This window comes from Maribacter ulvicola, from assembly GCF_900155985.1.
Lineage (GTDB): Bacteria > Bacteroidota > Bacteroidia > Flavobacteriales > Flavobacteriaceae > Maribacter > Maribacter ulvicola.
The window spans coordinates 1-14,171 of sequence record NZ_FTMA01000013.1 but is presented as its reverse complement, the minus strand read 5'-3'; the positions used below and the strand labels follow the sequence as shown (position 1 = coordinate 14,171).

7 protein-coding genes are annotated in these 14,171 nt (G+C 33.7%); 2 read left to right on the top strand and 5 right to left on the bottom strand.

Features of this window, described 5'->3' with window-relative positions:
- Positions 1 to 9 precede the first annotated feature (9 nt).
- Positions 10 to 3,738 carry a SusC/RagA family TonB-linked outer membrane protein gene (locus tag BW936_RS18830; protein WP_244156279.1) on the bottom strand — a complete coding sequence of 1,243 codons (3,729 nt, stop codon included), beginning with the start codon at positions 3,736 to 3,738 and terminating at the stop codon, positions 10 to 12.
- Positions 3,739 to 3,828: 90 nt separating this feature from the next.
- Positions 3,829 to 5,010: a FecR family protein gene (locus tag BW936_RS18825; RefSeq protein ID WP_143744225.1), complete on the bottom strand. Its 1,182-nt coding sequence runs from the start codon at positions 5,008 to 5,010 to the stop codon at positions 3,829 to 3,831.
- Between the two features lie 110 nt (positions 5,011 to 5,120).
- Here BW936_RS18825 and BW936_RS18820 point away from each other — a divergent pair, with 110 nt between their 5' ends.
- Together BW936_RS18820 and BW936_RS18815 are read left to right on the top strand one after the other, a co-directional pair.
- A complete protein-coding gene (locus BW936_RS18820) occupies positions 5,121 to 5,714 on the top strand; it encodes an RNA polymerase sigma factor (RefSeq protein WP_084182144.1) in 594 nt (197 codons plus the stop codon).
- Positions 5,715 to 5,965: 251 nt separating this feature from the next.
- The gene (locus BW936_RS18815) at positions 5,966 to 7,897 is read left to right on the top strand and encodes a peptide-N-glycosidase F-related protein (RefSeq protein WP_076551364.1); all 1,932 of its coding nucleotides are present in this window, start codon (positions 5,966 to 5,968) and stop codon (positions 7,895 to 7,897) included.
- A 474-nt stretch (positions 7,898 to 8,371) separates the two neighbouring features.
- On the opposite strand, the gene BW936_RS18810 is transcribed toward BW936_RS18815, so the two are convergent.
- The 3 genes from BW936_RS18810 to BW936_RS18800 form a co-directional block, all read right to left on the bottom strand.
- Positions 8,372 to 10,651, bottom strand: coding sequence for a LamG-like jellyroll fold domain-containing protein (locus BW936_RS18810; RefSeq protein ID WP_159439039.1), 2,280 nt, complete (start codon positions 10,649 to 10,651; stop codon positions 8,372 to 8,374).
- A 470-nt stretch (positions 10,652 to 11,121) separates the two neighbouring features.
- The gene (locus BW936_RS18805; RefSeq protein ID WP_076551360.1) at positions 11,122 to 13,386 is read right to left on the bottom strand and encodes an alpha-L-fucosidase; all 2,265 of its coding nucleotides are present in this window, start codon (positions 13,384 to 13,386) and stop codon (positions 11,122 to 11,124) included.
- 401 nt (positions 13,387 to 13,787) lie between these two features.
- Positions 13,788 to 14,171 (bottom strand): alpha-hydroxy-acid oxidizing protein (locus BW936_RS18800; protein ID WP_208611145.1); only part of this gene is annotated, 384 nt, incomplete at its 5' end.

Below are 14,171 nucleotides of genomic sequence, written 5' to 3'. Positions count from 1 at the left end.
TTTTTTAAATTAAAAATCTACTTTAACAGTCATTGTATAACTTGAAACATAAGGGCTAAAAGAACGCTCTAAAAATGAAGAATCACTTGTAGTACCCCTAAAACTTTCAGGATTTATATTATTAGGTAATGAATTATGCAAGTAACCTAAGTTTCTTCCGTTAACCCCAATATAGAAATTCCTAGCGCCCAATTTATCGCTAAATGCCTTTGGTAAGTTATACCCTAAGGATACATTTCTAATTGCGATATACTCTAACTTATTAAACCAATCATCATTTACTACGCCTTGACCCCAAGAATTTGTAAAATAGTTATAAAAACTTGCATGCGTAGGTTCCACATGACCAGCATCATAAGCCTCTTGGTACGTCATACCACCAACATCAACGGTAGAACCATTTGGCGCGGTAACCTCTTGACCATCAGCAAATACACCATCAGGGATTATACCATCTACATAACTTCTATCTTGTGTGTCACCGTATTGCGATGTCCAAGGAACACCACCATATTCAGCATCTCTTCCTCGCAAAGATTCTTCAAGGTACCCATATGCAGTTCCATACCTACTTGAATAAGAAGCAATATTACCTCCAAATCTAGCATCTAATAAAACCGATAATGACAAGCCTTTGTAATTGAATTCATTATTAAAAGAACCTTCAAAATCTGGCTGAATTTTTCCTACTTCCTCTACTTCATAACTTCTTTCATAATAAGCCCCTCGTCTTGAATCACTCCAAACAAGCACCTTCTTACCATTATTAGCATCATCAATAGGATTACCAGCATTATCAGTTGCTTGATATAATTTTGGAGTAATATCAGAATATAACACACCATACTCACCACCTTCATAAGCCACAGAACCAATTCTGAAATTACCATAGTTTATAGCACCACCAAGACCCTTGTACTCACCAAGATCTTCATGCATTTCTTTAATCTTAGTAGTATTGTTCCAATAATTAAATGTCGTATTCCATTCAAAATTTGCCGTACGTACCGGAGTACCCGTTACACTTAACTCTACACCATAATTAGATAAAGATCCAATATTAGTAAATAGACCACTATAACCAGAAACACTTGGCAATGGTATAGAACCAATTTGATTGTTAATAGTTTCATTATAATAGGCTAAATCAACCCCTAAACGATTACTAAAAAAACGAACATCTGCACCAACTTCAAACGAATTTTTACGCTCTGGTTTAATGTCTCTGTCAACCGTTGTACTATTTACAGAGTTCTTATACACAAAATTACCATCTGGCAACTCATATGTACCAAGACCATACCCCTTGTTAATTGAATACGGGCTAGTATCACTACCTACTTGCGCCCAAGACGCACGTAACTTACCAAAAGTAAACCAGTCGGTTTTAGCAAAAGTTTCACTAAACACCCATGATGTAGATACTGATGGGTAGAAGTAAGAGTAATTCCCTTCACCATTAGTATACACCAAAGCTGAAGACCAGTCATTTCTACCTGTAAGATCTAAAAATAGTTGGTCTTTATAACCAAAGCTAGACAAGAAGTATAAAGAATTGATCTGTTTGGTTGCAGATATACCACCTTCTGACAGTTTGGTTCTTTTAGAGTTATCTAAATAAAACCTACCCGGTACAATTAACCCACCATCTGTTCTTACTCTTGTATTAGACTTTTCTTGGTTCCAGATTTCCCCTCCTACCAATACTTGCGCTGTAAAGTTATCTGAAATTTTTGGTGTAAAATTGAATGTCAATTTACCCGTTTTACTAATGTCTTCTCTATGCTGTAGCTCATAATAACCACCTTCATTGGCATAACCACTACCTAGCTCTTTGTTTTCAAAACGCACGGTATAATGATTCATATTACCTTCTGCTGCAATTGTCAACCAATCCGTAACATTTGCCGTTAAACGAACTACAGGTCGTGTTACCTGCTCTTCGTTAGCTTGATCATTGTTATAATAACCAAACCAAAGTCCTTTATTAGGCACATAGGCAAAATCATCGCTATAGTTAGCACTAGGCAAACCTCCATGTGGCGCTTGCCAGTATTGTTGCTGCGTGTATTTATCGGTATTGTAGATACGCTGGAAATTACCGTCGAAAAAACTTTGAGAAATATCGTTTCTCGGGTTTTTTGCACTTGAATTGGTAAAGGAAATAGACGCATTAGCCTTTAGCCATGGCGCTAACTGGTACGAACCGGACAATAACAATGAATTTCTTCTAAAACTATTATCAGGCATGATCCCTTTTCTTAAGTTGTAAGAATCCGAAAGATAAAAATTACCTTTTTCATTACCGCCACTCAATGCTACCGAAGTGTTAGAGTTAACACCAGTGTCATACACATCTAACATATTAGTTTTTGATGGACTATACGGAATGGTATTACCATCATAATCCTCTATTGGCCTTCCATCAAATCTAGGACCATACCCTAACCCACCTGCATGATTTATCACAGTTGGCATACCTTGACTATTGTTATAAAACTGTCCATTATCAAAACGATAGAAATTACCGTTAGCATCGGTTTCTCCATAATTAACATACCCCGCCAAAGTACCTTCACCGAATTCGTTTTGCAATGCCGGTTGATCATAAGCCCTGTCAAAACCTAAAGAGTGTGTTATTGAAACACCTATACCTCTAGCATTTGCACCATCTTTGGACTCTATTAAAACCACACCGTTAATACCACGAGAACCATACAATGCCGTTGCAGCAGCACCCTTAAGAATAGAAATACTCTTGTAATCATCTGGGTTCAAGTTCTTTAATATATTACCATAGTCATTTGAACTACTAGACCAATCTGCACTAGAATTAGAAGTACTATTATCTAGAATTACACCGTCTATCACAAAAATAGGTTGGTTATTATTAGAATTTAAAGTAGAGACACCACGAATTTGAATCTTGCTGTTTCCAAAAAGACCACCATCAGAACCACCAATACTAACACCGGCAGCCTTACCCTGTAACGCCGCTACCGGGTTTACGGTATTTGTCTCAGCAAGCTCTTCACCTTTCACCTCGGTCATTGCATAACCTAGTGCTTTTTGCTCACGCTTTATACCTAAAGCAGTTACAACAACTTCACCCAATTGCTCCGCATCTTCTTGCATGGTAATTGTTAAACTTGACCTACCGTTAACTGATTGTTCAACGCTTTTAAAGCCCAGTGCAGAAAACATTAAAGATGCATTGTTAGACACCGTAATCTCAAAGTTACCGTCAAAATCAGTATATGTACCATTAGTAGTACCTTTTTCTACTACATTAACACCTGGCAAAGGCATACCTTGATCATCTACTACAGTACCCGAAACAGAAAGTTGTTTATTTATTTGGGTTTGAACTAGAAGTTCTTTTTTTACAATTATTGTTTTATTGTTTGCAAATTCATAGGTAAGACCTTTAGGAGCTAACCCCATATACAATAAGTCTTTTGCCAAAATTGACCCTTTTGTCAATTTAACGCTAGGAGCTTTTGCCACAAGCTCATCACTATAAACAAATCTATAGCCAGCTTGCTCCCTTAAAAGCTCAAAAAGCTCAGGTAAATCAATATTCTTGTTGTTATCAATACTTATTTCAACATTTTGAAAAAGATCTTTCGATGAAAATCCGAAAGACGTTGAATAAGATAAAATTAAAATTGCGCATATAAATTTCGTAAAACATCTTTTACGAAATCTATGGAATGCTTTGGTTGAGTTTAGTTCCATACAAAAAAGTTAGGATTAGTTAAAAAATTAATTAGTTTTTTGGTTAATAAAAGAATTCCGGCTGTGCACTCTCATAAAGTACAAGAATTCTTATTCGATAATTACATTCTTCTCATTGATTTTAAAGTTTATTTCATTGGTTTTCTTGATATTAATTAGTATTTGACTTATAGTGTTTTCACGGTCTAACACCCCCGTAAATGTTTTATTTCTTTTTGTTACATCTTTAAAGGTGAACTCAACATTGTACCACCTAGACAGTACAACCATAATATCTTCCATCGACTTCTGCTTAAAACTAAAATATCCTTGCTTCCATGCTATTTCATCAAAAACATATTTTAATTTTTCAACAGTTAAGGAACCAGACTTATCTGCAGTAACTGTAGACTGATCTAATGGACGAAGATTTTTTCTAACACCACCAGACTCTATAGCAATCTTTCCTTCCACTAAGGTCGTCACAATATTTTTATCCTCCTTATAGGCTTTTATATTAAATTGGGTACCCAGGACATCTACGGTCTGTGTTTTAGTTTTAACCAAAAAATGCGCACCAAAGTCTTCACTATTTTCGGCAACTTCAAAATAGCCCTCACCATAAATTAACTCTACCTCCCTTGGCCGGTCTTTAGTAAACTTAACAGGATATTTAAGTTTTGAATCTGAATTCAACCAAACTTTAGAACCGTCTGACAATTGCACAAAAAACTGCCCTCCCTTAGGTATGGTTAAATAGTTATAAGCTATTGTACTTTTAGAAGAAAGTTGATCATAAACTAATTTTTCACCTTCTTGTTTTACACCTTTTAACGCTACCTTCTTTTCTTTACCTAAAACTAATTGATCTCCATTTTCAAGCGTAAGAACCGCTTTATTACTACCAGGCAAAACATCATGACTCTTATTAGCATCAACTACAACGTTGACCTTTTGCTGCTTTGTTTCTACAAAAGATGTATTATAGTTGTAGCTAAAAAAACCTAAACCGAACAAAATGAATACTACGGCTGCATATTTGAAAAAATTTAATCTTTTAACTCTTTTACTGCTTTGTTCGTTAAAATGGATTTTTTCTAATATTTTTTTCTTCTCAGCTTCTGTATCAAAATCAAGCATATGGCGGTCGATTACGTAATTGGTTCTCACCAAACTCTTGAAAATAAATGAATTATCCTCATCCTTCAAGAGTTCTGTTAATTCTACTATTTCTTCTCTCGATGCCGATTTTGAGAAATAAGTAATTAATAAATATGTTATTCTCTTTTTCAAGATTATTGACTTATTTTACCATAAGACACATGAAATTCACATTACCCCTATAAAATTTTAATGTTTTTTATAAATTGCATAACATTACGTTAACATAAACGCAGTAGAAATTGACACAGTCTTCAAATGAAAAGGAGCTTATTATAGCATTGAGCCAGGGAAGTCATAATGCCTTAGAGGTTATAATGGATACTTACCAACACTCTCTTTGCATATATATTTATAGTCTCACTCATGATAATGAGAAAGCAAAGGACATTGTTCAAAATGTGTTTTTGAAATTATGGGAGCGCAGAGATAGACTTACAACTATAGACTCCTTAAAAAGTTTCTTGTACAAATCTGTATATAATGGATTCCTTAATCAATTAAGAAGCGATAAAAAAATGTTAGCGATAGAGGAAAAGCATATGCATCATCTTTATCAGGCCATAGATGAAGATGAGGAATTGCTTGAAAAGCAAATTCGCATTATTAAAACCGAAATTCAAAAACTTCCCCCAAAATGTAAAGAAACCTTCATCTTAAGTAAAAAAGAAGGACTTACCAATGTAGAGATCGCTAGCTTTATGAACGTTTCTATAAAAACAGTAGAAAACCAAATGAGCAAAGCTTTTAAAATTTTACGAAAAAAGCTTGAACACAAGGTTGAGCCTATTTTATTTATCATGTATAATATTTCAATACAACGAAACAAGGAGTAAAAAATACGCTTTAGAACATTTGATAATCAATTAGCAGTGAATTTTATCGCTTTCCAATTGCGCATGCATATCATCATTATTATTTAAACCACGCTTCTTAAATAATCATCACCTTGGCTTTATTTTAACATAATCTTAATATCGCATCAATTACGATGTATTTATTTTAGTCGGTTCAATTTCGAGCATCGCTAAATTATTTCCATAGCGATCAATTCAACCTGAATTCTAAATTAAATCCAAAAAAATTAATGAAACCAATTTACACTACACTATTCTTTCTTTCCCTGATTTTACTGATCGGCTGTCAGGATCCTTCAAAAGAAAAGATAACAAAAGTTATTACCAGCCATGAGAACGTTACCATAATATGTAACCCTAGCAAGGGAAATAATCTCTTTTCTTCATGGGGTACTTTCCCAAATAAAGAAGAGTCTATTAGACGTATTTTTATGGAGGTGAGCCTAGGTCACCCAGATTCTATAGATATTGCCCATTGGGATTACATGGATCCTATTAGAATTGGTCGTATAGGCGGCACTAAAGGGGACACCCTAGATTTAGAAATTGGTAAAATGCTTACGCCTTACGGTAGTAATTTTAAAAAAGATTGGCGCTGGCGCTGGCGTATAGACGTTACAGATTTAGCCAGTATTTTACGAGACAGTGTTGAAATAACCTATAACCATACCGGCTATGAAGGAGCCAACGTAGGCTGGGATCTTAATATCAGTTTTGATTTAGAGCTGGGAGATCCAATAGCCGAACAATTAAGCTACAGAAAATTATACGATGGCGGCTTCAGTTATGGCAATCCAGAAAAGCCTATTTCAGCATCTCTTACCCCAAAAACAATTACTAGAGAAAAAGGTAGCGAATTTGGAAGATTAAGAATACTACATACAGGTCATGGAATGGACAAACCAAAAGGCTGTAGTGAATTTTGTAGTCGATGGAGAGAAGTACTTGTTGACGATAATGTAATAGACCACAGAGATATGTGGAAAGAATGTGCAGACAACAACCTATACCCACAGGGCGGTACTTGGATTTTTGATAGAGCATATTGGTGCCCGGGAGATTTACAGGCGCCAGATGTTATCGATTTTCCTATAACCAAAGACACACACACTATAGACTTTGAAATGGAACCTTATACTGCAGAAGAGAATATCCAAGCATACGAAAGTATAAGTGCAATTTTATTTCAATACGGTCAACCTGCTAAAGCAAACGATGTATCTCTAGAACAAATATTGGTTCCCAACAATGCTCCTGAACTAAATAGATATAACCCAGCCAATGTGGAACCTAAAATTATTATTAAAAACTTAGGTCGTGATGTACTTAATTCTCTTACCGTTACCTACAAAACTAAAGGGTTTGAAGAAAAGACCTTTGAATGGACCGGTGAACTAGAATTTTATGAGGAGGCTATTATAGTACTTCCAGGAACAATCGATTATGCTTTTGGCGAAAATCAGTTCAACGTACAACTAGAAAAACCAAATGGCAAAGTAGATCAATGGCCACAAGATAATACGAAAACCTCCGTATTTACATCGCCTAACGAAATGCCCAACAAAGTGGTCATTACCTATCAATCTAACAACGCTCCTGAAGATAATACGGTAAGAATAATAGATACCAATAATAAATTAATCTATGAAAAAACACCAGCCAATACGCTAAAAAACACCTTATACAAAGACACACTTAATTTGAATCTAGGCGGATATAGAATGACCTTAGACGATACGGCCAACAACGGACTAGAGTTTTGGTTCAACCCAAAACAAGGGTTCGGTTATTTACAAATATCCGATATTGATGGTCGCGTGTTGCATCGTTTTGAAAGTGATTGCGGTATTGGAGAACAGTTTGATTTTACCGTAAACGAAAATCCGAAAATAGATAGAAATGTTGAACAAAGTCTTATAAAACTATATCCAAGAAGAATTCGAAAAAACACAGAATTACTGGTACAGTTAGAGGAATTTTCAGACGGAGAGATTCAAATACTTAAAGATGGTGCTTTGCAAAAAACAATACCCTTTAAAAAAGTAAAAGATAAGACCTTTGATATAGATATGTCTTCATTTGAAGATGGTAGATATGTTATAGAACTGTTTGTCAACGGAGAATCTAAACTAAAACAACGTATTTCTAAACAGAATAAATAATACCTTCAATAAAAATTTAAAAAAGAGTGTTTAACCATACAAACTGTTAAACACTCTTTTTTTTATAATTCTATTTGGTCATATTTTTAGAGTTTAAATTGCTTAACCATAGATGGCACAGTCCTTGCCAATTACATAAGTTTAAAATTATAAAACTATAGGCTGAATATACCGGCAATAGCATAAATACGCCACTTAGCTATTACTAGTATTTTAATGGTATACTTTTAAGGTATTGTAACATAATACTCTATAAATTGTTTACTTCATAATAAAAAGAGCGTATACAGCTTTTTTAAATGTAATACTGAATCATTAATTCCCTAGTAAAAAATAACCCATATACCAGTTGGCTTTATGGTATTTCACCGCATTAAATAAATAACATACAAATCTATAATTACATTTATTGTAATGTATGCAAATCAATTCTAAGACCTTTTTAAAACATGCTATCTAAAAAAATATAGTTCATTAAGATTGATAATCTTTTAGAACAATTATTTTCTCAAAAGACACTTCATATTTCTCTTTATATAATTGCTCATAAAGTTTTGCAAAATTATCGTACACATGATTAGCCAAACTTAATTTCCCCTGATATATAAGCACATTAAGCTTCATCTTTAGCGCGTGTTCGTTAAGGTCGTCATAGATACATATTACATTGGCTAGATCAAATATTAATTCATTCTGACTTTCTATTTCAAGTTTTTCACCAATTTGAATACATAATTCAACGACACGGTTACTAAATTTTTCTATAAACGGATCCAACCATGGGTAACTTTCATTTGCAAGCAACCTACCAGAGCTAATGATCGAAAGTAATTTAGGAAGATCTTTTTCAAAATCTGTATGATCATATTCTTCGTTCTTATACATGGTTAAATACTCTTCAGAAACGGCATAATTTGAAAAGCAATTTGCGCCAACGTCCATGAACCAGCATTTATCCTTAAAAATCAACTCTACCCCTTTACAGCTACTTAATATTAACCTTAGATTTTGAATGGTGGTACTTCTTGTGTTTTTTGCCTGTGCAATACTTTTACCCGGCCATAATATACCAGTAAGTTCCTTTGTACTAATTCCTTTTTGTCCATTTTGGCTATGTAAAAAAACAATTATGAACATTTTTTTCTGAAGTGGTGTTAATTTTTTAGCTATTTCAACACCTTTACTATCCATAATACGTAATGGACCAAAACAAAGAATCGCTGAATCTGAACTCCCATTATGTATAGCTACATTTAACGTATTAACAGGTTTTTTCCGGGGTATTAAACTATCCTTGTTTTTTTTGAAATTATACAGAAAAATGAAGAATACAGCAGCAATTAAAAACACTACAATAAGCCACCACATTAACGCTGAAAAATCTTTGCTCGCTTTTGGTATACCAATAAATTGTTGTTTTACTTCTTTGTCATTAAGTTCTCGCTCCCATATTTTAACCTCTTTCATGTAACCTACAAAAAACTCTTCCCATAAATTGCTTCCTATCATTAAATGAAAATCTGAATTTTTATAGTTTGAAATTAATCTCATACTATCTGTTTTTTTTCCATTCACATAGAAATATAGCATGCTCTCTATTTTAGAATACACCAATGCAATATGGCTCCATTCATTTAGAGGTATTGGAGATGAAGTTGACACATAATCTTTGATTCCGGCCATTGTAAAGGTTAAAAAACCCTGGTGTAACTTAAACACAAAATTATCACCTTTGCCAAGTATGCTATTATTTGGGTCTAATTGCGTTGGCTTGATCCATGCACATATTGAAAAATTTGACTTTAGGGCAGATTTACTGGTTATACCGGTATCAATAAAAGCTCCATTTGAAAAATAACTGACGTCTCCAAATACAGAATCTTTTTTTGCCACTACATTATTAGAAATAAGTTTTGAAGAATCAAAAGCAAGTTTATTTCTTATTTGGGTTCCAAAAACATAGTCGTGGGTTAAAGCATATTCCGGATTTAAAGGAAAAGCCATGAAATCTTTAGGATTATTTCGATTTTCTGGCGTGGTATATATGATGTCAGGAGAAAAATAATACCCTGACTTGTAAGGTATTAATGCCGGCAACGTTTGTGATTCATCTATAGGTAAACTAAAATTTCCCTGCACATGGTTTTGCAAATATCCTTTAAAGGAAACACCATGTAACTCACCTAATTCATTATGGACAACTCCATATATTTTAGGCTGTCTATTTAGGCTATCAACTAAACTATTTATATGGCCTATTGCTCCAGCAGTTTCAATAAAATTTGGTGTCTTACCTTTTTTAAGCCATACATTTAACAATTTATCAATACCCAAAGAATCTTTATTCTTAACATATACACGCAATAATTCCTGAACACCATTAGAATCTACTTCGCTTAGCGTTTGCTCTTCCTCTATATTAAGTGTCTCTACATCACGATCATTAACCCAAACGACCGAAAGTTCACTAGGTATATTTTCTAATATATTTCTAGTTCCAAGAACTATTAACTTATTTTGATATTTTGAATATTCGTGTAAAAAACGAACGTTTTTATTTTTTTTAGATGAGGGAATTATAGCCCAAGGAGTGGTATTGGAGATGCGCTGAGCAATTGGTAAAGAATCAAGTAAAACAGAATTTAAATCAATTAATAAATGCGAACGTAACCGAATTTCCTTTTTCTCCTCTTTAGATAAAGAACCATAATCTTTTTGAGCTTGACATACACAAAACCCGAATATGAAAGTCAAAATAAATGACCATATATTTTTAAGGTATTCCCTCCTAAAGCCTAACTGATTACATTTAACATTAATAAATACATGTTCTACATTTTTTAATAATTGCCAATGAGTCATTTTATTTTCTAATTCTTCTTGTAACCGTTTTAGACTTCTTCTATTAAGAAAATCGTCTACACCTACTATTTCATATCACACAAATAAGATTGAAGTATACATGCAATTTAAGTGTAATATATCGACATTAAAAAATCACTGATTTATTTTATCGATAACTAGCTCCTAAAGATATTGCAAAACCGAAATTATATGGTACAAAAGAGAATTATTTTAAAAAATACCGTAAAAATACCCTGCAAAATAAATACAAATTAAAAAAAAGCAACTTTGCTATTACAACGCCAATTTTCAATTTAAAAATTGGATTCAACCTTAAATATAAAGGTCAAACCCAATTTAGAAGTTTCAATACATTACAACTAATTCTTATAAAAATCTAATTCAGCTATAGCCGCAGTTGTGTTTGAACCTGCAATCTCTTTACTTACCAATTTCACATACCTAGTTGTAACCGTTGATTTAAATTCATGCATTCTTGGTGTAGGGTCGTTAATAAGATTCCCAAACTCAAAATTTTCTATTTTCTCCCATTTTAAACCATCCTTACTACTGTAGATAGTTCCTTTTTGAATCATCCCGTTGGAAATACTTGTTGGCGGTGTATACTTAAATGCATTAATTGCATGTAATTCACCAAAATCAATACTAACAAAATGCCCCTCTTTTTTATGTGTTTGTGTTTGCCAAAAAGTGTCATTGTTCTCATCGATCAATAAACTACGTTTATGTTCATTTAATTCACTATCTACATCAAGCACTTTCCATGTATTTTTAAGTATACCAAATTTATAATCCGATACGCTACCTAACTCACCATTTAGGATTGCCGCAGCCTTTACTACACCATCTGTAAACTGAAAAGGCTTCACATATTCTTCTGAATCTTTGTTCGGTTCTTTTCCATTTGTAGTATACACTATTTTAATACCATTATTTAAATTTTTAAAGGCGTTCTCTCCATGTAAATTCCAACTAAAATCTGTCTTTCCAGGAACTATACTAACTTTACCGTCTTTAGCTCTCTCTATTTTTAAAACAGGTGGTCTACTCTTATAATAGTGTGCAGAAACATGTTGAATTACAGGTGTATCACGGTACTCCAAAATTCGTAAACGAAGCTTGCTTGTTGTAATTTCAGGGAACCTTAAAATTCTTTTATAACCAATATTAGTGCTCGTAATCATCTCTTGCCATTTACCATCTACGTAGGCATCTAATGCGTGTTTAGCTATACGTTCACCATGTCTTTTTATGTCTTCTTGAACAACAAACCTATTAACCTTTGTTTCTTTAGGTAGCTCAAATTCAAGTTCTAATTTAGAATCTGTCAATACTACATATGTATCTTTATCATCATCCAACAATTCAGATTCTGATGCACCTATCACTAAATTAGCTCCATAGGTTTCATTGATCCGTTTACCTGTTTCTTTTAAAACCGCTACCTCTTGCTCTGAAAACTTACCTTCTCTATTTGGCGGTATGTTCAGTAAAAAAATAGAATTACCTCCCACAGACCTTTCGTAAATATCAAAAACATCGTCTGCATTTCGAACTTTTTGCTCTGTATCGTTTCTATAAAACCATCCTTCACGAATAGAAGTATTAATCTCGGCCGGTTGGTAATGTAGAAAATTACCTTTCATTAGTTTATCTATGCTACCCACATCTTCTGCAGTTATATCTGCATATAAATTCAAAGTTCTAGGATCTTCTTTATAGGGAACAACATTCCACTCAGTATCTCTTGTTGCCCCACCTTCATTTCCACACCAACGAATACCTTCCTTACCAAATATAACCGCATTAGGAGCTAAAGCTGTTATTAGCTTCTTCCAATCTCTATATTTGTATTGCTGCCCTCCTTTTCTTTTTGGGTGTGCACCATCAAACCAAACTTCATCTATTGGACCATATTCAGTTAACAATTCAAATAATTGATTTAAAAAATATTCATTATAATCATCTACCTTAAATTCAAAAGTAGTTTTATTCTTAAACGGTCTACCTTCTACCGGTCTTGGTATAGTTCGCATGCTATATTCACTTAAATTACCGTACAGACCCTTCTCATTCTCAATTTGATATAAATCAGCAGGCGATAAATAAACACCTAATTTAATACCATATTTTTTACATGAAAGAGACAACTCTTTTAGCACGTCACCTTCTCCATTTTTAAAAGGTGAAGACATTATACCATGTTTGGTATATCTACTTTGCCACAATACAAAACCGTCATGATGTTTAGCTGTAATGATAACTTTTTTCATACCAGCTTCTTTCATTGATCTACACCATTGGTCCGTATCTAAATTTTCAAGCTTAAAAACAGCTGGATCTTCCATGCCATTTCCCCATTCCAATTCTGTAAATGTGTTTGGACCAAAATGAACAAACGCAATAAACTCATCTTCTAAAGCTGTCATTTGATTTTCTGTAGGAACGACGTGAGTTGCTTTTAAAAGTACCGAATCTCTTGAATCATCTTCGTCAATTTCAAGAGTACTATTTGTTTTAAGCCTTAAAATAGATTTCGATTTTTTATTGCACGAAGCAACTAATAGGAGTATTACAATTAAGGATGTAATTAATTTTAACGATTTTACTATTGGTTTAGTCATTACATTATTTTTTGATAGTTGTTTTGTCTTTAAGTTGAATTGAAAGCATTCAAATCTAAATTTTTAGTGCGCACAAAACCTACCCTTAATTTGCAAAATATGATACTTTTTTTGCAATATAAGTTATGTGTGATTTGTAAACTAAATTACCTATCTTTTCACTGATGCAAGCGTTGCAAACTATAGCCATTTCGTTATAAAAATATTAGAACTTTAGAGCAGCTTCAACATTCTTAAATGTTTCACCAAAAGCTTCACCCTCCTAGTACCAAAATCACATAACAGTGTATGTATTTCTTTAAAGTGGTTTTTATACAAAAGTTTCACTCATTGACTATAGACCTATCATGCCTTATTTCATTTAAACAACTAAAGACTTATAAAACATGGTTTAAAAGCAACTAAGATCTCACTAAAAAATTTGGAAAATCTTCTATATGCTCACAGCATACTTGCTCCATTACCTGTTGTAGTTCTGTCTTTAAGAGTGAAATGGTGTGGTTTCCCCCTTTATTTCCCAATGCCGCCACCCCGTACATAAATGAACGCCCTAAAAAGGTGAACTCCGCGCCAGAGGCCATTGTCCTGGCAATATCCGGACCGGAACGTAGGCCACTGTCCATCATAACCTTAATTTGATCTCCATATTTCTCTGCTATTCTGGTCAAGGGCCTAATGGTAGATTCTCCAGCATCTAGCTGCCTGCCACCATGGTTGGATACGATAATGCCGTCCAAGCCTAAGCGGATGGCTTTCTCCGCGTCCATTTCTGATGCTACGCCCTT